This window comes from Lacibacter sp., from assembly GCF_057361365.1.
Genome location: NZ_JBMQSG010000003.1, coordinates 101,001 through 120,912, shown reverse-complemented (window position 1 = coordinate 120,912; position 19,912 = coordinate 101,001). Strand labels below are relative to the sequence as shown.

The following is a 19,912-nucleotide window of genomic DNA, read 5'->3' as shown; positions in this document are numbered from 1 at the left end:
CAACGAAATTGAATCATATGATTGATATTAAAGTTCCCACGGTAGGTGAATCAATAAGTGAAGTATCATTATTAAAATGGACCAAGCCCGATGGTGTCTGGGTAGAGCGAGATGAAGTGATTGCAGAATTGGAAAGTGAAAAAGCTACGTTCGAGATCAATGCTGAAAAAGCAGGGATTCTGAAACATGGTGCGCAGGAAGGCGATACATTAAACATTGGGGATGTTGTATGTCAGATCGATGAAACAGCAGCTAAACCAGAAGGAGCAGCAGCCGCTGAAGCTCCGAAGGTAGAAACACCAAAAGCTGAAGCTCCAAAAAAAGAAGAAACTAAATCAACTGCTCCCGTAACAGCAGTTTCAAATGATGTGAAAGCTACTCCTGTAGCCGCCGCCATCATTGCAGATAAAAAAGTTGATCCACAAACGATCAAGCCATCAGGCACTGGTGGTAAAATTTTAAAGGACGATGTATTGCAGGCGATCTCAAATCCCGGCAAGCAGGCGTTCAAAGGCGCTGAGTTGTTTAGCCGCAATGTGCGTAAAGAAAAAATGAGCAATCTGCGAAAAACGATCAGTCGTCGTTTGGTGGAGAGCAAGAACACCACTGCCATGCTCACCACTTTTAACGAAGTGGACATGACACGCATCATGGAGATACGCACTAAGTACAAAGACAAGTTCAAAGAACTGCATGGTGTGAATCTTGGTTTCATGAGCTTTTTTGGAAAAGCATGTGCTATTGCATTAAGTGAATGGCCAGCAGTAAATGCATCGATCGATGCAGAAGAAATTATTTATCATGATTATGCAGATATTTCCATTGCCGTTTCAACACCACGTGGTTTAACAGTTCCGGTAATGCGTAATGTGGAAAGCATGAGCATGGCCGATGTAGAAAAGAAAGTGGTTGAACTTGCAGGTAAGGCAAGAGATAATAAATTAACAATGGAAGAACTCACAGGCGGTACGTTCACAATCACCAATGGTGGTGTGTTCGGAAGTTTGATGAGTACGCCAATTATTAACTTACCGCAAAGTGCAATCTTGGGAATGCACAAGATACAAGAGCGACCAATGGCTGTGAACGGACAAGTGGTGGTTCGCCCCATGATGTACATTGCTTTAAGTTATGATCACAGAATTATAGATGGAAGAGAGAGTGTGAGCTTTTTAGTTCGTGTAAAGGAATTATTGGAAAATCCTGAACTGTTATTGTTCGGGAAAGATCCCGTGAAGACTTTGTTAGAAGTATAAAACACCTCGTAACTTCTAACGGTTACTTGCAATTCAGCGTTCTGTAAAACAACAGAACGCTTTTTTATTTCACCTCTGTCAGGAACTTCTTTTCTTTGCAACTATGAGCCGTTATTACTCATATCTCAATTCGGCAAAAAGGATACTTACTGCTTACTCTGGCACTGAGCCTTTTGCTTCGCACCTGAAAAAGCAATTTGCCGCCAATAAAAAATTTGGTAGCAAAGACCGAAAGCAAATCTCCCAGCTGTGTTATTGTTACTTCAGGTTAGGAAACTCATTGCCAAACGTTTCTATGGAAGAAAAATTGTTGACTGGTTTATTTCTGTGCAGCCAGTCAACTAATGAATTGCTGCTTCATTTGAAACCGGAATGGAATGATGTAATTGAAATGACTATTGACAAGAAGCTGGCATTATTGAATGATGTTGTTGAGGCTTCTTCCATTTTCCCGTTTATTAATGAAATAAGTGAGGGAATTGATGTTGATGAATTTGCTTTCAGTCATCTCCAACAACCTGATTTGTTTTTGCGGATAAGACCGGGAAGAAAAGAAACTGTCCTTCATCAATTGAAAGCAGCAAATGTTTCATTTGAATTGTTGGGTGATGATGCAATTGCGCTGCCCAATGCCACAAAGATTGAAGAACTCATCATGCTGAATAAAGATACAGTGGTGCAGGATTACAGTTCACAAAAAGTGGGAGAGTTGGTTGAAAGTCTGAAATCGAAAATCGAAAATCGAAAATTGCACGTTTGGGATTGCTGCGCAGCCAGTGGGGGTAAATCCATTATGGCGAAAGATATACTTGGTGATATTGAATTAACAGTGAGTGATGTTCGTGAAAGTATTCTCGTTAACTTAAAAAAGCGTTTTGCTGAAGCAGGCATAAAAAATTACACAAGTAAGGTGATCGATCTTGCTCATTCCCCATTCACCACTCACCATTCACCATTTGATTTAATCATCGCTGATGTTCCCTGCAGCGGCTCCGGCACATGGGGAAGAACGCCTGAACAATTACGTTTCTTTCAATCTTCGTCTATCGAAACATACAGCGATCTGCAGAAAAAAATTGTTACAAATGCTGTGAAGCAATTGAAACCGGGTGGATTTTTTTTATACATCACATGTTCAGTGTTTAAAAAAGAAAATGAAGCAAATGTTGAATGGATGCGGGAAAAATTTCAACTGGAATTATTAAACCAGCAAGTCATTAATGGTTACGGAATAAAAGCTGATACAATGTTTGCAGCTTTATTAAAGAAAGTATGACCGTTCACCCGAAGGGTGACTCGTCATCGAAAGTTCATACAGCTGTTGTGATATTGTTCAGTCATCTTTCAGGTGAGCAGACAAAGTTGTTATTGCTTCACGAATTCTTCAACAGCATATCGCTGCCCATCTTGCATAACAACAAGAAGGTAGCTGCCTTTTGCAAAATGCTTAAGGGGCAGTGAATGTGTAACAGCGCCAGTTGGTTTGATGTATTGTTCACTTAATAATAACTGTCCTGAAGAATTATATACTGTTAACACAAATCGTCTACTGCTTTGTTCAGTAAATTTCAATTGCAGCAAATTATCAGTAACAGGATTGGGGAACAACTGCAGCATATTATTAATGATCGATGGATTGTTGATGCCGGTAGTATTACATGCGGCGCCAGCAGTGATAGATGATGAATCAATTGCATAAGCTCTGAAACTTGTAGCGCTTGTGTCGATCACTTGCAGAATTCTATAATCTGTAACACCTGCAACGGTGGCAACATCAGTTGCCTGGTAATTTTGAGTAGAAAATGTTGAACCATTCGCTGCAATGGTTTGTATGTTCGTATAGCCTGTTGCGCCAGGCAACTTCCGTTGCACGATGTACTGCATCGTCGAAATATCTTTACTGTTCCATTGAATATTAACATTGCAATTTGTAAGCGAAGCATTTATATTCGACAGTTCGGCCAATAATAAGCCAGCTGCTTTTTTCATATCAGGTAAACCGTAACCATATTGTTCATGCGGTGTGTTATATCGATCAGCACTCTTACGTAAAGTCTCAATGATCTTATAACTATTAAATTCCGGAAACAATTGCCATAGGCAGGTTGCAAGCCCTGCCATATTAGGTCCTGAAAAAGAAGTGCCGCTGTTTGTGCCCACTGTTCCTGATGTAGTAGATAAAAAAGTTCCCTGGCCAACAGAAACAACATCAGGTTTTATTTGTCCATCACTTGCTGGCCCAAAGCTGGAGAAGCTTGCAATGGTTCCGGTACTGCTTACTGCTCCAACACTTAATACACTGTCTGCATCCGCCGGAGCAACAATATATTTCCATGCTTTATTACCTTCATTACCTGCACTATTTACAACAAGCATACCCTTCTTCGCAGCAAGATCTGCATAACGGGTAACAATTGTTGTATTGCCATTCATATCAGCATAGGTATGATTGTAAGCTGGATCATCAAACGTACTATAACCGAGAGATGAAGAAATCACATCTACACCAGCACTGTCAGCATATTCAGCTCCCAATCCCCAATTATATTCTTCAATTATTTGTTCTGGTCCTACTTCTTCTGTTCTTAATAAATAGAATGATGCATACGGAGCAGAACCAACAAGACTGCCTGGTTTATTTGCTGCAACAATAGAAAAACACATCATACCATGACCGTCATCTTCATTCACACTTATTTCATTCATCACAAAATCACGGGTTGCAAGGATGCGGTTTTGATTCCGCACACTATCAAAGAATGGATTGGTTTGATAGCCGAAAAAACCTCCATCTAAAAAAGCCATCTGCATCCCTTTGCCTTGCCCGCCAATATTGTGAAGAAATTCGCCGTTGTGAATTTTGATTTGCGTTGCTGAGTTACCATAATTCAATGAATCGGCGAAGGGCTGTTGTATTCGCTGGTTGGTATTAATAAACGGGGTGACGTTATATGATTTGTTGTGGACCGGAATTGTATTCGGTTTTCGATAAGCAATGCTATCTCTCTTTTTTACAAAAGGGAAAGTGTTGATCTTATTTAATGCAGCTGCGTCACTCGTTTGAATTACTACTGCATTCATCCAGCGCAAGCGGCCCAGAATAGTAACATTGCCGGCTAAACGAACGCTGTCAACATACTTCTCAATAACAGGAAGATCGGTACTGTCAATTGTAATAGAATATCTTGTTCTTCTTGCAACAGCTCTGGCTGACAAATAAGCGGAAGGTTGGGAGAGAAGATAAGTTGTTTCATTTTTATCCTTAAAGAAAACAACATGCTTTGTTCGCTGTCCGTAACTTTCAACTGCTATGCACAGTAAGAAAAGAACGAACAGAAAATAACATGTGCTCTTCATGAAAAGAAAAGATAAGTTTAGTTTTTATCGATCATCCACATTTTTACGCCAAAGCCAATACGCACAGGATCATAAGTGGTAATTATATTCGGAGGTGTGCCTGTTGTTCTTGGACGTGGTTGATTTTCCCAAAGTTGAAATTCACGAAATACCAGCCCAACATTTTTTGCATACTTCTCAACTGATAGTTCACGTGAAGCAAATGAAGTATCTGTCTTCATCGGAACATTTTCTGATTCATCAATATGAAATACCGTTGTTACATCATTCAACTGATTGCTACCAATAATTTCACTTTCATTTACTGTTTCAAATCTGAACTCCCACAAACTCATATTGGCATCAATACTTATTGGAAATTCAGGGTTGTACGGGCGATCCGGCAAATAAGTATTTCCTTTCCATGTGAAGTCCTGGATTGTAGGCAGGTTGAGTTTTATCACCCGCAGGTTGTTTTCGGTAACTTCTAATTTTTTATCAACTTGTGTAATGGTATAAGTACCGTTTTGTACCCATGGACCAACACCCAATGAATCGGTGATTTGTGTAATCACGATCCATGTTGGTCTGTTTTGGTTATCGACTGATTGCCTGTCGATCGTATGACGCACACGGTAACGATGTGTTTCGGTTATTTTACCTGCATTTGTAAATACCAATGAATCTAAACGATAGGTAATGTATTTGCCAACTTTCAGCGGAACAAGTTCATCAAGCGTGAGTGATTCAAGTGTTTCAGTTCGTTTGCAACTGCTCAAAAGAAGAAATAGGCAGCTTGAAAGCAGGGCTGTTTTACGTAAGAGGACGGCAGGGATTCCTATGGATTTCATAAATTAAAGTTAGTTAATGATTTCGGGTTCGCATGCTCTTAAGATTCAAAATCACCTGTCAACGCTGCACAAAAAAGGCACGCAAAGCGTACCTTATAACGTACATGTTTTGAAATCATTGTTTTAAACAATGGGTTTCCGCATAATTATACCACCACCAATTACTTCATCGCCTTCATAAAACACAGCACTTTGTCCGGGAGCTATGCCTTTGGCTTCTTCATAAAACCGCACATTTACTGTGCCGTCGGCATTGGGATAAAGGTTGGAGAGTGTTCCTTTGTCCTTGTAACGGATCTTGGTAATTGCTTCCATCCCCGGCGTAATGCTGTCGTATTTCAGCATGTTGATCTTGCCTACCTGCATTTCCTGTTTGTTGAGATCTTCTTCATCGCCCAGTACAACGGTATTGGTTTCAGGAAGTATTTCTGTTACAAACACGGGTTTGCCAAATGTAATATCGAGCCCTTTACGTTGACCAATAGTATAAAAAGGATAACCTTTATGCTGACCAAGAATTTTTCCAGTCTTGTCAACAAAGTTTCCGCCGTTTACTCTTTCTTCCAATCCTTCCACACGACGTTTTAAGAAGCCACGGTAATCGTTATCTGGAACAAAACAAATTTCATAACTCTCCGCTTTTTTTGCCAGTTCGGGATAGCCATAATCCAAAGCCATTTGCCTGATCTCTGTTTTGCGGTAACCGCCTAACGGAAGCAAAGTGCGTTGCAAAAGATCTTGCTGCAATCCCCACAATACATAACTCTGGTCTTTTGTTTCATCCACACCTTTACTGATGAAGTAGCGACCATTATCATGTTGATGAACTTTTGCATAATGACCGGTGGCAATAAAATCACAGTTCATAGCATCGGCCCTTTTTAGAAGTGCCCGCCACTTAATATGAGTATTGCAAAGCACGCAGGGGTTAGGCGTGCGACCATTCAAATATTCATCTACAAAATTCTCAATTACAAAATCGCCAAACTCTTCACGTATATCAAGAATATAATGTGGGAAGCCATGCTGCACTGCTGCTGCACGTGCATCATTAAAACTATCAAGATTGCAACAGCCCGTTTCCTTCTTGCCCTTTGTGCCTGTTCCACTGCTGGCATAATCCCATGTTTTCATGGTAATGCCAACCACTTCGTAACCCTCATGATGCAACATGAGAGCCGTAACGGTACTATCGATACCGCCACTCATTGCTACTAAAACTTTTCCTTTACGGCTCATGATAAAATAAATTTCTAATTCACTGCTTCGAAAAAAGCAAGATGCAAAATTACGGGAAAAGCCCGGTTTAAATGGCTGGCGAGGGAACTGCAGCACAACGCATATAATTGGCGGCGCAAAGTTCTGGGGAAAATGTGAACACATGTTTTCAGTTATGCTTAAAAAATCCCTACTTTGCTCTTCCTACAAAAAATAAGTCTAAAAAAATAAGCTATGATCAAGTTACAGGTAATTGGAAATCTGGGAAGGGATTGTGTTACCAACACAGTGAATGGAAAGAATGTTATGAATTTCACCGTTGCTCACACAGAAAAATTTAAAGACAGTACCGGCGCTCAGCGTGAAAAAACCATTTGGGTCGATTGTGCTTATTGGAGCGATCGCACAGGTATTGCCCCTTATTTGAAAAAAGGAACTCAGGTATATGTTGAAGGCGCTCCGGAAGTGCGCACTTACCAAACACAGGATGGTAAAAGTGGTGCAGCATTATCGGTTCGTGTATCAAGCATCCAACTATTAGGAAGCCGTTCTTCAGAAGGCGGTGGCGGAGGTGGTTTTCAACCACAGGGCGGAGGATACAACGCTCCTTCACAACCAATGAATGAAGCACCTATTGGTGGCGATTCGGATGATCTTCCATTTTAATCTCAGAGGTTTATTTATAAAAGCCTGTCTTGTTTCAAGGCAGGCTTTCTTTTTTAGATCATAATATGCCTTCATCGGCAAAGCTGTAATAACCATCTTCACTTACAATGATGTGGTCGATCACATTCATATCTAATAATACTGCAGCTTCCTTGATCTTTTTCGTCAACATTTCATCTGCACGACTGGGCTTTAAGCTGCCGCTGGGGTGGTTGTGGCAAAGCACAATATTCACGGCATTATGCTCCAAAGCTTTCTTCAAAATTATACGAGGATCGGCTACGGTTCCGGTGATGCCACCTTCGCTGATCACTTCCAAATGATTGATCTTGTTAGCACGGTTGAGGTAGGCCACAGCAAACACTTCGTGCAGCTTATCCTGAAGCTGGGCCTGGAAAAATGCCGCAATATCGGCACTCGTTTTTACGCTTTTTTTCAGTGATTCTACGGCTTTTCTCCTTCGGCCAAGTTCCATTGCAGCGGCAATGGTAACAGCCCTCGCTTCACCAATACCGTTGGTCTTCATCAATTCCTTGAGAGTGAGTTTTGCAAGTTCGTTAATATCGTCTTTTGATCTGGCTAACAATTCTTTAGCCACATCAACTGCAGATTTTTTAGAAGTACCGGAGCCGATTAAAATGGCCAATAATTCGGAATTACTAAGTGCTTCTGCACCCTTTAATAAGAGCTTTTCACGGGGTCTGTCGTCGATGGCCCACTGTTTAATTGTTGTTTTGGTGTCTTGCATGTTCCAATATACCATCTTAAATTCGCTTATCCAATCATCCGAATAAACCAACAATGTATGCACCTGAACCCTGAATCATCATCGTTACGAACGCCGTTGCGTTCACGCTTTTTCCTTTTTCTCATTTTAGGTAACCTGCTCTTTTCATCCATTTTTGTGGCATCAATGGGTGTGCATGTAGTAAAAACAAATAGCAACTTGCAACCGGCAATTGAGGCGAAGGCTACGACACAGGAGGAGCCGAAGCTTGTGACATTGGTTCAAATTAATTAGCAGCGCAGTATTTACTCTATAAAGAAACCGGGCGGAGCTTTTAAAATTTTCAAAAGTTGGACAACCGCCCACGAGTTCCGCCGCAAGCGGGACTTTTTTATTTGTTGAAAATGGGTGCGAATTGTTTAATTCAAAGTTTCAGTGAAGCACTTATCTTCGCCGCACATTTCACCCCTTTACAAACTATAGTTCAATGAACCCTTCTGCCAAGATATTTTCCGGCACAGCATCGAAGTACCTTGCCGAGAAAATTGCAGCCAAATTCGGTATTCCGCTAGGTCAGTGTATTACTCAAAAATTCAGCGATGGAGAAATTCAACCCATGTTCCAGGAAAGCATTCGGGGCGACATTGTTTTTCTTGTGCAAGGCACATTTTCACCAGCTGAAAACCTGTTGGAGTTATTGCTTATGATCGATGCCGCAAAACGAGCATCGGCTTACAAGGTTATTCCGGTTATTCCTTATTACGGTTATGCACGCCAGGATCGTAAAGACAAACCGAGGGTAGCTATCGGTTCAAAATTGATTGCCAACATGTTGGAGGCAGCCGGTGCAGATCGTGTTATTACAATGGATCTTCATGCCGCACAGATTCAGGGTTATTTTGATATACCTGTTGATCACCTTGAATCATCGTCAATTTTCATCCCTTACATTGAGAGTTTGAAGCTGGAAAACCTTACCTTTGCGGCCCCCGACGTAGGTAGTGCCAATCGTATCAGGGAAATTGCCAGCTATTTTGAAGTGGAAATGGTGATTTGCGATAAACATCGCAAGCGTGCAAACGAGATAGCAAGCATGGTGGTGATAGGAGATGTAACAGACAGGGATATTGTATTGATCGATGATATTTGCGATACCGGCGGTACACTAGTAAAGTCGGCAGCTCTTTTAAAAGAAAAGGGTGCAAGAAGTGTAAGAGCACTAATTACACATCCTGTGTTGAGCGGTAAAGCATACGAGAATATTGAAAACAGTGTGCTGGAAGAATTGGTAGTGTGTGATACCATTCCGTTAAAACAGGAAAGCAAAAAAATCAAGGTATTAAGTGTTGCCGATTTGTTTGCAGTTGCACTTCGTAATGCTTTTGAAAACAAGAGCATCACCAGTTTGTTTATGCATGCACAACGCAGGGATAAATAAACCAAGAAAAGTAAATTTTTAAATTAGATAAACAATGAAGACAATTACTATCGAGGGTCACTTGAGGACCGAAAACGGGAAGAAAGCCGCCCGTCAACTTCGCTCTCAGGAAATGGTGCCTGGTGTAATTTACGGAGGCTCAGAAGAAATTAATTTCTACGCTCCTGCCAAAGCATTTAAATCTTTGGTTTACACTCCCGATTTCCAGGTTGCTGAAGTAAAGATTGATGGCAAGAGCTACAGAACAATTTTGAAAGATCTGCAGTTCGACAAAGTGAGTGATGCATTAGCGCACGTTGATCTGTTAGAATTGGTAGAAGACAAAACAGTTGTTGCTACTATTCCTTTGAAATTTACAGGTGCAGCAAAAGGTGTAAAAGATGGCGGTAAGTTAATTACCAAAATCAAATCACTTAAGATCAAAGCTCTTCCTAAGCATTTGAAGGAAGCAATTGAAGTGGACCTTACCCCACTTGAATTGAATGGTAACATTCGTGTTGAAGATGTAAAAGCCGATAACATGGAAGTATTGAACTCTCCACGTATTCCTATCGCTTCTATCGTATTAACACGCCAGTTGAAACAAGAAGAAGCAGCAGCTCCTAAAAAATAAGAGCCACGTTGTTCAAAATAGGATCCCCCTTTTACGAGGGGGATTTTTATTTTAGTGAATGAACTTTATTGATATTTGTTGAGATGAAATGCCATAAGTAGTCAAATCAACTAAAGTGAATATGGGCATACTATGTGGCTAAAAATACAATAACAATGAGCACATGAAATTTTTAATCGTTGGTTTGGGAAATATTGGCGCCGAGTATGCACATACCCGTCATAACATAGGTTTTGATGTGGTGGAAGCATTAGCTGCAAAACACAATGCAACATTTAAAGTTGACAGGCTTGCAGCAATAGCTGAAATTAAACTGAAAGGAAAAACATTGATATGTATTGAGCCATCCACTTACATGAACCTGAGTGGTAAGGCAGTTAAATATTGGATGGATAAAGAAAAGATTGCTCTTGAACATGTATTAGTAATTGTTGATGAACTGGCATTGCCGTTAAGTAAGATCAGGTTAAGACCCGGTGGCAGTGATGCCGGGCATAACGGTTTAAAAAGCATCCAGGAAATTTTGCAGACAAACGTTTACCCACGTTTAAGATTTGGAATTGGAAATAATTATCCCAAGGGCGGACAGGTCGATTTCGTTTTGGGCAGGTGGAGCGAAGCTGAATTACCTGTTGTAAAAAAGAAGATTGATGCAACGATTGAAGTGATTGAAAGCTTCGTTTTAACCGGCATTGAACGCACCATGAATCATGCAAACAAAATTGAGATAACGCTTTAATTTTCAATTTTCAAATACTATCTTCGTTAACATTTCTATTGATACTGTCCTGTATCGTTAAAATCCCTTGTCCTTTTAAAGACCTTTCATAAACCTGATTCTGAACCAAAACCATCGAACCGATGAAAATCTTTTGCGTAGGACGCAATTACGTTGAACATGCCAAAGAACTTGGCAATGACGTGCCGGATGAGCCAGTGATCTTTCTCAAGCCGAAAAGTGCATTTCTCCAACCGCACATGCCTTTCTATTACCCCGAATTCACCAACGAACTTCATTACGAGGCTGAGCTAGTACTGCGTGTTTCCAAAAACGGGAAATACATACAGGACCGTCATGCTTCCAAATATTACAATGCGTTCACTGTTGGTATTGATTTTACAGCCCGTGATCTTCAGCAACAACTGAAAGAAAAAGGTTTGCCCTGGGAAATTTCAAAGGCATGGGATAACTCTGCAGCGGTGGGCAAGTTCATCGATATTAAACCGGGCATGAATCTCGGCAACATCAATTTCTGTTTATACAAAAACAAGGAAATGGTGCAGCAGGCAAACAGCAGCCAGATGATTTTTACTTTCGACCAGATTGTTTCTTATGTTTCGCAATTCTTTTCACTCAACATTGGCGATTTGATTTTTACAGGAACTCCTGTTGGTGTTGGTGAATGTGTAGTTGGCGATATATTGGAAGGTTTTATTGAAGATGACAGTTTGCTTGAAGTAGAAGTTAAGTAAACAAACCTAAATGATAATTGAGCCATTCCTCACAGGGAATGGCTTTTTTGTTCCAGTTCCTTTACTTTGCAGCTTTATTGCTTGGCATGATAAATCTGGAAACTTTACGGAAGGCTTACAAGCTCATGTGTTATGCTCAACACATGGCTGAGACCTATGAGAATAACCGCTCCATTTGTAAATATGTTCACTCGACTTCACGTGGGCACGAAGCTATTCAGTTAGCAACTGCATTTCAATTAACATCAGCCGATTGGGTGAGCCCTTATTACCGGGATGAAAGCATGTTGCTTGGTCTTGGCTTCGAACCTTATCAATTAATGCTACAATTGCTTGCAAAAGCTGATGATGAGTTTACTGGTGGAAGAGAATACTATTCACATCCAAATTACAGAGATGGCGATAAGCCAAACATTATACATCAGAGTAGTGCAACAGGCATGCAGGTTATTCCTACTACCGGTGCGGCACAGGGCTTACAATATTTACAAAAAATAAAGTCAGCATCGTTTACAAGAACAAACGATGGGCAATTGCCCGTGGTTGTTTGTTCACTAGGCGATGCAAGTATTACCGAAGGAGAAGTAAGTGAAGCATTTCAATTTGCAGTGCTCAAAAAATTACCCATCGTTTATTTAGTGCAGGATAATAACTGGGGTATTAGTGTAAGTGCAGATGAAGCAAGAGTGATGGATGCCTATGAATATGCAGGTGGTTTTCCTGGTATGCATCGCATCCGTTGCGATGGAAGCGATTTTAATGAAGCATATGAAACCATGCAGCATGTTGTTGATCATGTGCGCACACATCAGCAACCATATTTAGTGCAGGCATATGTGCCTTTGCTCAATCATCACACAAGTGGTGTGCGCAAAGAATTTTACAGGAGCAAAGAAGATCTTGATCAGCATTATAAAGATGATCCGTTTCCAAAGCTGAAACAACTTTGCTTGCAAGCTGGAATAACAGAAGATGGATTGCAACAACTATTTGATAAAGCAAAACAAACAGTTGCAGAGGATTTTGAAAAAGCAGTTGCTGCTGCAGAGCCCGATCCGTCAACAGTATCAGATCATGTATTTGTTCCAACTACCATTACAGAAGAAAAAGGAGAACGTTTGCCTGTTGGTAAAGAAAAGATCATGATGGTGGATGCGGCCTTGTTCGCTATACGTGAACTGATGGAAGAATATCCGGAAGCTTTATTATACGGGCAAGATGTAGGAAGAAGATTAGGTGGCGTGTTTCGTGAAGCTGCAACACTGGCCGAAAAGTTTGGTGATCATCGTGTGTTTAATACAGCTATACAGGAAGCCTACATTATTGGATCAACAGTGGGAATGAGTGCAGTCGGTGCCAAGCCAATTGTTGAAGTGCAGTTTGCTGATTACATCTACCCCGGACTGAATCAGCTTGTCACAGAAATTTCTAAATCATCGTACCTCAGTTGCGGAAAATTTCCGGTGCAGACATTAATACGTGTGCCTATTGGTGCTTATGGCGGCGGCGGTCCTTATCACAGTGGAAGTATTGAAACGACATTGCTTAGTATAAAAGGAATTAAAATAGTTTATCCCTCTACCGCAGCAGATATGAAAGGGTTAATGAAAGCAGCATTTCTTGATCCCAATCCTGTTGTGATGTTAGAGCACAAAGGTTTATACTGGAGTAAAGTGCCAGGCACTGAAGAGGCAAAAACAATAGAACCGTCAGCTGATTATGTCATCCCACTCGGAAAGGGCAGGGTAGTAATGCAAGCCGATGATGACTTAATTGATGAAGGCGAGACATGTTGTATTATTACCTATGGCATGGGTGTGTACTGGGCTATGGCGGCTGCAAAACACTTTGACGGAGCTGTTGAAATTATAGATCTGCGTACATTATTTCCGCTGGATGAAGAGTTGATTTTTTCTACAGTAAAAAGACATGGGAAGTGTTTAGTGCTTACCGAGGAACAACAAAATAATTCCTTTGCAGAGGCACTAGCGTATCGCATCACCTATAATTGTTTTCAGTGGCTCGATGTGCCGGTTGAAGTTTTAGGTGCATTAAACTTACCTGCCGTCCCCATGAACATGGGATTAGAAGAAGCGATGTTGCCCAATGCATCAAAAGTGAGAGACGAGTTATGGAAATTGTTTAATGCTTAACATAAAATAGCTACTGCCGTTAAGCAGTAGCTATCAATTACTAACTCACCTACAAATAAATAGGTTATAACTTAAAAATAACGGCAATTATTTAGTTGCCCGTTAAACATTAACGTTGCCTGCAGCCCCTAACACGCCAAAGGCCCTTAGCAGCCAAATAACAACGCCAATTACCACAACAATATTCAAGATGTTTTTGATCTTACGGTCCATTGGTATATAAGCATTTATCAACCACAAAAGGACTCCGACAACGATCAATACAATTACAATAGTTACTAACGACATAGTGTATGTTTTTATAAGTACTTAAAGTTGCTTCAATTCACCTTTATCTACGTTACAACTTGTACCGGTAAACGTTACATAATTCACACATTTGTGGAATACTCGCAGCAGAATAAGCAAATAGCCCGCTTTCTCAAAAACTAAGCCGATTTTTTTTACGGCTAAAAATCAGTCAGGTGCAAGTGGCTTGGTATATGCATTAATGAATTGTGAAAACTTATTAATTGAGGAGATATGAAGCTGTACATTAAAAATATGGTTTGCATCCGTTGTATAATGGTAGTGAAAGAAGAGTTAACCAGGTTGGGAATTGACTATACATCGGTAGAATTGGGAGAAGTAGGAATTGTTGAGCCAGTCACCGGTCAACTTCGGGCTCAGCTGGCGGATGGACTCATGAAGTTTGGACTTGAGTTGATTGACGATAAAAGAAATGTATTGATACAGCGTATCAAAAATGTAATTGTTGAATTGGTTCACCATGCCGATCAGCCATTGGTAGTTAATTTTTCGGTGTATTTGAGTGAACGATTGAATCACGATTATACTTACATGGCAAATCTCTTCTCCGAAGTGCAGGGCACCACAATTGAGAAATTTATTATTGCCCATAAAATAGAACGGGTAAAGGAATTGCTGTTGTACAATGAATTAAACCTTACCGAAATTGCTTATCTCATGCATTATAGCAGTGTAGCACATCTTTCTGCGCAGTTTAAAAAAGTTACCGGCTTCACGCCATCATGCTTTAAACAGCTGAAAGTGAAACGCAGAATGTTATTGGAAGAAGTGTAAAAATTACCAACGCCCAAATTATTGTAAATTTTTTTTTATGACAAGTTACTATAGTCTTTTACTGCTTGTTCCTGCCTCAGTAATCTTTCTCATCATACGATACCTTGTCGAAAATAATAAGCACAGGGTTGTATCGTTATTTAAAACTGCTTTGAAAGAAGAAAATACGGGCAGGTTTGAAGCTGCAATTAAACAATATGAACTGGCTTTGCATGAAGCAGAAAAAAATGGCTTCAACCGATCACTGCAGTTACTGATCAATGAAAAACTGAAGGTACTGCACACGATCAATGAATATGAAAAGGAAATGTGCATGCATACACATGTGTATAAAATGTCTGCCCCCGAAAAAGTATAAGAGCAAACTTTCTTACAAGCTTTAAATATAAAACCCTGCAATTTTACTGCAGGGTTTTTCTGTGTCGGTCGGCATCGTTACAGCAAATAAAAAAGGGTTCCGGTTGGAACCCTTTCAATTGGAAACAGAATCATCAGTACCTGTTCTCAATAATTTGAAACCACAATTTTAGTGCTCGTCTTTTCACCACTTTCCCTGTTGGTAACATTCAGTAAGTAAACTCCTGCTTTCAGGTTGGCAACTTCCAGGTTGTTATCCATTACTCCTTTCCATTGCTTTACAAGTTTACCCTGCATGTCAACGAGAACAATATCTCTTACAGATTTGTTTTCACTGAATACGATCATAACACGTCCGGTTGAACTTGGATTAGGATAGATGATCATCTTATCCTGTTGACCATCGCCACGCACAACCCTGATGTTGCTTATATTGGTTTTTCCATCAAAATCTACTTGTTGAATGCGGTATTGAGTCATTCCCTTGTTACTATTCTGATCGGTAAATGAATAACTGGTTCTTGCACTACTGTTACCATCTGCTGCCTGCGAAGGAACAAATGCAACCTGTTCCCATCCGCTATTTGCAGTTTTACGTTGTAATATAAAGCCCCTGTTATTTTGTTCAGTTGCAGTTTCCCACTTCAGTGATACATCTGTTCTGCTGGTGCGGTTTACATCAAATGAAATGAAGCTCACTGGTAATGGTCCGCATACGGCTGCAGGGAACAAGAAAACTCTCGATGCATCAGCAGCGGCACCTGTTGTTTGTGTTACAAGAACAAAAACATTTTGTGAAGTATTTTCTGCAGGGATAGGTCCGTTAACAGAGTAGGTTCCACTTCCTGCAATGCTGAAAGTTGTATTTGTTTGTAGCAATGTATCAGTTGCAGGAATAAAGTAACCATCATTATTAACATCAGCGTATACCTGGTAATATCCATTGATAGTTGATGTTGTATTGTTGGTGAAAACTCCCGTGTAAGCATTGGCACCACATGCAACAAAACCAAATGCGGATAAATAACCGGTTGAAGAGCGAATGCCGCAATTAACACAATGTACACGTTGAGCATTAGCTGATTGGCTCGACCAAAGATCGGCAACAATTACTACAGGCGTAGTACAGCTTACTGGTAATGTAGTAACAACGCCATACAAGGTAATGTTGGCAGAACCATCAGCTAGTACTTCTTTGCTGGCACTATCGATCGATGCCATAGCTACCGAAGCATCGGGTGGGTAAGAAGTAATTAAAGTGGGTGTGGCGCCGTCATTATTTAATCCAATATTAATAAATGAACCTGTAAGGTCTGTGCTTTTAGGTGCTGCAACAGATCCGCTAATAGTGGTTTTGCCATTTTCGCATTTGAAATAATTTGGATAGGCTTCCTGTGTCCAGGCGTGAATGAATATATATTTATTACCGTTATTGTCTTCGATATTAAACGTAATATCAAACTTCACTGTACAACTGGTGCCTGTTCCACCAACGAGCTTTGTGTTTTGAATATAAATGTCGGAAACCGAACATTGTGCGAGGCTGCTTTTACTGAAAATAGAAACTGTAAATGCAAAAACGAAATAGAGTAAGCGTGTTTTCATGTGTTAAATGATTTAAGTTGAAGAATAAAAATTTCACAATGGAAAGGGAGGTCTTCAGCTTATACATCTAACGGAGGAAGTATAGGTTAGGTAGGTATTGAATTCTCTGATACAAAGTTGCTAAACTGGGCGCTCTTTTTTGTTATAGTTAGCAATGTAAAATTTATAAAATTCACACCTATTTTTTAAGCAATACACAAAAAAATAGGAGCTGTAAAAACAGCCCCCGTGTATACCTCTAAAACCAATGTACTTTGTAAAAAAAGTTAGTACGATGTCTTTAATTCAACTCTTCGGTTTTTAGCCATCCCTGTCTTAGTATTGTTATCGGCTATAGGAGTTGTTTCACCGTACCCTATTGCTTTTAACCGACTTTCCGCAATGCCTTTTTGAATTAAATAAGCTCTAACTGCATTCGCTCTTTTTTGCGAGAGGGTCATATTGTATTCATCAGTGCCTCTGCTATCTGTATGCCCTTCAATGGTAAGAATTGAATTTTCGTGATTGCGAAGGATGGTTGCCAATTCATCAAGCTCATGTGTAGATGCAACTTTCAACACATCACTGTTTGTTTCAAAAAATATCTTGCTGGCAATATTTGTAATCTGTTGTAAAACTTCAGGCGCAATTTCAGGGCAACCTTTATTTGCAAGTGTACCTTTAACTGCTGGACAACGGTCGTCTATATTTGCAACACCATCACCATCGGTATCGGCACAGCCTTTCAAACTTGCTATACCTGCTTCATCGGGACAACGATCTTCTTCATTAACAATACCATCCTTGTCGTTATCCAATGCACAACCTGTTTCATTTACTTTATAACCCGCTTTTGTATCAGGACATTTATCATCTATATCCACAACACCGTCGCCATCCGTATCAGGACAACCTTTCAATGCCGCTGGTCCTGCAACATCGGGGCAACGATCGCTTGCATCGGTTATACCATCAGCATCTTTATCGGGGCAACCTTCTAATGCAACTGTTCCAGCAATGTCAGGACATTTGTCAAGATAATTAGCCACACCATCAGCATCTGTATCAACAGGGCAACCATCTTTATCAACAGTTACCATTGCAGGAGTGTTAGGACATTTATCTAACCTGTCGGCTACGCCATCATTGTCTTCATCTTTTTTCTTACCGAAATTGAACGTGAGTCCTGCAGAATGAAAAAGATATTTATCATTATTGCCTCCTGCTGTAACTCTATCACGGTGATCCCTGTTAGAAAACAAAAATGTTTCCTGAATATTTAAATTTACTACAGGTCCTAACCTGAAATTAATACCGGCTCCAGTAGAAGGATTTGCAAAATCAAGATTGCGTGGAGTAACTTCTAAACCTTTGTCGAAAAGAATTCCGCCCCAGCCACCAAATATGTAAGGGCGAACTGCTGCAGTTGATTTCAATAAATGCAGGCGCAGGTTAATTGTTGCTGTACTTACATCGCTTAAAAAACGTCCTGCTGGGCGATTGAATCCAACTTTTCCTTTTGTTGCTGTGAGATTAAGATCGATATGTGATCCTAAATACCTGGAGAGTGATAAGCCACCAAAGCCATAAAAAGCCATATCGGTTTTATAAAAATCACTACCAAGATCACCTCTGTATTGGCTTGCGCCGAAGTGTAAACCGAGATTCCATTTCTTATCAATTGTTTGTGCAGAGGCTATGTGCGCAATAATTAAAAACGCACAAAGCATTAGTTGTTTTTTCATGTTGTTTAAGATTAGTAATACAAAGTTGGAATTGTATTTTATTTTAAGCATTATATAACTATGGAGATACGTTATAAGATTCACACATCAAATAAAATACCTTGAATACAATGCATAAAAAAAGCGGGACATTCATCCCGCCTAATCCACTTCCAATTGACCATCAAAATCATTCATTATCTTTAAAAATATCACCGATAGCTTTACCCAATTCATCTAAGTCGTGATTTACTTCTTCTTTAAACTTATCCCAATCGGTTTTATTTGTTTCGTAATTAGTAATTTTTAAACGAAGATTTCTATTACGTTCCTGGAGAGCTTCAATACGTTCTTCGTAAACTTTGTCCATTACTTTGCCAGATTTTTTTCTTTTATCTCGCAACTCCGCTATACGCTTTTCATTAGCATCAATTTTTTGCTCGGTTTCCGTTTTGAACGCTGCCCACTCCTCAGCGGTTGCTACTCGTTCGTTTACGGTTTTATCTTTGTCTTCAATAACAACGGTGTCTTTTTTGTCATCATTGTCAGTTGTATTATCAGTAGAATTGTTACAACTGAGCATCGTTATACTTCCGGTTAGCATAATCGTCGAAAATAAATAAGCGATTTTTTTCATTGTGTTTGTTTTTTGGTGAATAAACTAGCGTTTATGTATAAATAAATTACTGATCTTTATTTTTCTCTTCTTTTGCTTTCTTTTCAGCAGCTTTTTTATCAGCTTCAGCTTTTTTCTCTGCTGCTTTTTTCTTCCTGTTGAAATAGCCTCTCAATAAAATACTTTGTTTAGCTGCTTCCATATTTTCCGACAAACCTTTACTGCTTGTCTTCATGTTTTGCATTGTTGCACTCAGGTTGTTTGCAAGCGTAGGATCTTGTATCAACCTTCCCAATGTGCCGTTACCATTGTTTACTTTCGTTACAACTTCTGCTAGTTGATCGGTAATAACTTCCGCATTAGCAGCACTTACCTGCAAACTGGCAATTATTTCCCCTGTTTCAACCGGTTCTTCCGATTCCAGTACCTGGTGCTCTTTTACAACCGGGGCATCGCCGCTGCCTTGTGAAATGATAACCAGCTTGTCTCCAATAAATCCATCCGATGCGATAACTGCTTTACTATCTGCTTTAATAAATTTTTTTACATTTTGCCTGATCGACATCTTCACTCTCACTGTGGAATCATTAACGATGGTAATATCATCAACCGTGCCAATTGTAATACCTGAAAAACGGATATTATTACCTGCCTGCAAACCACTTACATTATTAAACGCAGCAGAAAGTGTAAAGACTGGTGTGAAGAGATTGTTTTTTTTACCGATGATAAATAATACCACGGCCAGCAAAGCGATGCCGCCCAGGATAAATAAACCCAGTTTTATTTTATAAGATTGCGATGTTGTATCCATAGT

At 40.0% G+C, this 19,912-nt stretch carries 20 protein-coding genes; 11 read left to right on the top strand and 9 right to left on the bottom strand.

Annotated elements, in window-relative coordinates; all coding sequences use genetic code 11:
• Window positions 1-17: 17 nt before the first annotated feature.
• A complete protein-coding gene (gene odhB, locus ACO1QW_RS01705) occupies window positions 18-1,256 on the top strand; it encodes a 2-oxoglutarate dehydrogenase complex dihydrolipoyllysine-residue succinyltransferase (protein WP_486255104.1) in 1,239 nt (412 codons plus the stop codon).
• Between the two features lie 295 nt (window positions 1,257-1,551).
• Window positions 1,552-2,532, top strand: coding sequence for an RsmB/NOP family class I SAM-dependent RNA methyltransferase (locus ACO1QW_RS01700; protein WP_486255102.1), 981 nt, complete (start codon window positions 1,552-1,554; stop codon window positions 2,530-2,532).
• An 89-nt stretch (window positions 2,533-2,621) separates the two neighbouring features.
• On the opposite strand, the gene ACO1QW_RS01695 is transcribed toward ACO1QW_RS01700, so the two are convergent.
• The 3 genes from ACO1QW_RS01695 to mnmA all read right to left on the bottom strand — a co-directional run bounded on the left by ACO1QW_RS01695 (window position 2,622) and on the right by mnmA (window position 6,682).
• Window positions 2,622-4,613, bottom strand: coding sequence for a S8 family serine peptidase (locus ACO1QW_RS01695; protein WP_486255101.1), 1,992 nt, complete (start codon window positions 4,611-4,613; stop codon window positions 2,622-2,624).
• A gap of 17 nt (window positions 4,614-4,630) precedes the next feature.
• Window positions 4,631-5,443, bottom strand: coding sequence for a hypothetical protein (locus ACO1QW_RS01690; protein WP_486255099.1), 813 nt, complete (start codon window positions 5,441-5,443; stop codon window positions 4,631-4,633).
• A 123-nt stretch (window positions 5,444-5,566) separates the two neighbouring features.
• Window positions 5,567-6,682, bottom strand: a complete 1,116-nt coding sequence (gene mnmA / locus ACO1QW_RS01685) for a tRNA 2-thiouridine(34) synthase MnmA (protein ID WP_486255098.1) — start codon at window positions 6,680-6,682, stop codon at window positions 5,567-5,569.
• A 213-nt stretch (window positions 6,683-6,895) separates the two neighbouring features.
• On the opposite strand from mnmA, the gene ACO1QW_RS01680 reads away from it, so the two are divergent.
• Entirely contained in the window at window positions 6,896-7,327 is a 432-nt protein-coding gene (locus tag ACO1QW_RS01680; protein WP_486255096.1) for a single-stranded DNA-binding protein, read from the top strand.
• A 58-nt stretch (window positions 7,328-7,385) separates the two neighbouring features.
• Here ACO1QW_RS01680 and radC read toward each other — a convergent pair whose 3' ends face one another.
• Window positions 7,386-8,075, bottom strand: coding sequence for a RadC family protein (gene radC / locus ACO1QW_RS01675; RefSeq protein WP_486255094.1), 690 nt, complete (start codon window positions 8,073-8,075; stop codon window positions 7,386-7,388).
• A 57-nt stretch (window positions 8,076-8,132) separates the two neighbouring features.
• Here radC and ACO1QW_RS01670 point away from each other — a divergent pair, with 57 nt between their 5' ends.
• From ACO1QW_RS01670 to ACO1QW_RS01645, 6 genes are all read left to right on the top strand, one after another.
• Window positions 8,133-8,348 carry a hypothetical protein gene (locus ACO1QW_RS01670; RefSeq protein WP_486255092.1) on the top strand — a complete coding sequence of 72 codons (216 nt, stop codon included), beginning with the start codon at window positions 8,133-8,135 and terminating at the stop codon, window positions 8,346-8,348.
• A 193-nt stretch (window positions 8,349-8,541) separates the two neighbouring features.
• Window positions 8,542-9,492, top strand: coding sequence for a ribose-phosphate pyrophosphokinase (locus tag ACO1QW_RS01665; protein ID WP_486255090.1), 951 nt, complete (start codon window positions 8,542-8,544; stop codon window positions 9,490-9,492).
• 34 nt (window positions 9,493-9,526) lie between these two features.
• Window positions 9,527-10,105 carry a 50S ribosomal protein L25 gene (locus ACO1QW_RS01660; protein ID WP_486255088.1) on the top strand — a complete coding sequence of 193 codons (579 nt, stop codon included), beginning with the start codon at window positions 9,527-9,529 and terminating at the stop codon, window positions 10,103-10,105.
• A gap of 163 nt (window positions 10,106-10,268) precedes the next feature.
• Window positions 10,269-10,844: an aminoacyl-tRNA hydrolase gene (gene pth / locus ACO1QW_RS01655; RefSeq protein ID WP_486255086.1), complete on the top strand. Its 576-nt coding sequence runs from the start codon at window positions 10,269-10,271 to the stop codon at window positions 10,842-10,844.
• 122 nt (window positions 10,845-10,966) lie between these two features.
• Window positions 10,967-11,578 carry a fumarylacetoacetate hydrolase family protein gene (locus ACO1QW_RS01650; protein WP_486255084.1) on the top strand — a complete coding sequence of 204 codons (612 nt, stop codon included), beginning with the start codon at window positions 10,967-10,969 and terminating at the stop codon, window positions 11,576-11,578.
• A gap of 143 nt (window positions 11,579-11,721) precedes the next feature.
• Window positions 11,722-13,731, top strand: coding sequence for an alpha-ketoacid dehydrogenase subunit alpha/beta (locus ACO1QW_RS01645; protein ID WP_486255082.1), 2,010 nt, complete (start codon window positions 11,722-11,724; stop codon window positions 13,729-13,731).
• A 102-nt stretch (window positions 13,732-13,833) separates the two neighbouring features.
• Here ACO1QW_RS01645 and ACO1QW_RS01640 read toward each other — a convergent pair whose 3' ends face one another.
• A complete protein-coding gene (locus ACO1QW_RS01640) occupies window positions 13,834-14,019 on the bottom strand; it encodes a Thivi_2564 family membrane protein (protein WP_486255081.1) in 186 nt (61 codons plus the stop codon).
• A 234-nt stretch (window positions 14,020-14,253) separates the two neighbouring features.
• On the opposite strand from ACO1QW_RS01640, the gene ACO1QW_RS01635 reads away from it, so the two are divergent.
• Window positions 14,254-14,814 (top strand): helix-turn-helix domain-containing protein, encoded by a 561-nt coding sequence (locus tag ACO1QW_RS01635; RefSeq protein WP_486255079.1) that lies wholly within the window; start codon window positions 14,254-14,256, stop codon window positions 14,812-14,814.
• Window positions 14,815-14,851: 37 nt separating this feature from the next.
• Window positions 14,852-15,172 (top strand): hypothetical protein, encoded by a 321-nt coding sequence (locus ACO1QW_RS01630; RefSeq protein ID WP_486255077.1) that lies wholly within the window; start codon window positions 14,852-14,854, stop codon window positions 15,170-15,172.
• A gap of 146 nt (window positions 15,173-15,318) precedes the next feature.
• Here ACO1QW_RS01630 and ACO1QW_RS01625 read toward each other — a convergent pair whose 3' ends face one another.
• The 4 genes from ACO1QW_RS01625 to ACO1QW_RS01610 form a co-directional block, all read right to left on the bottom strand.
• Window positions 15,319-16,776, bottom strand: a complete 1,458-nt coding sequence (locus ACO1QW_RS01625; protein ID WP_486255076.1) for a T9SS type A sorting domain-containing protein — start codon at window positions 16,774-16,776, stop codon at window positions 15,319-15,321.
• Window positions 16,777-17,042: 266 nt separating this feature from the next.
• The gene (locus ACO1QW_RS01620; RefSeq protein WP_486255074.1) at window positions 17,043-18,500 is read right to left on the bottom strand and encodes an OmpA family protein; all 1,458 of its coding nucleotides are present in this window, start codon (window positions 18,498-18,500) and stop codon (window positions 17,043-17,045) included.
• 169 nt (window positions 18,501-18,669) lie between these two features.
• On the bottom strand, window positions 18,670-19,116 hold the full coding sequence (locus tag ACO1QW_RS01615) for a hypothetical protein (protein WP_486255072.1): 447 nt from the start codon (window positions 19,114-19,116) through the stop codon (window positions 18,670-18,672).
• A gap of 46 nt (window positions 19,117-19,162) precedes the next feature.
• Window positions 19,163-19,909 (bottom strand): MlaD family protein, encoded by a 747-nt coding sequence (locus tag ACO1QW_RS01610; protein ID WP_486255070.1) that lies wholly within the window; start codon window positions 19,907-19,909, stop codon window positions 19,163-19,165.
• Window positions 19,910-19,912 lie beyond the last annotated feature (3 nt).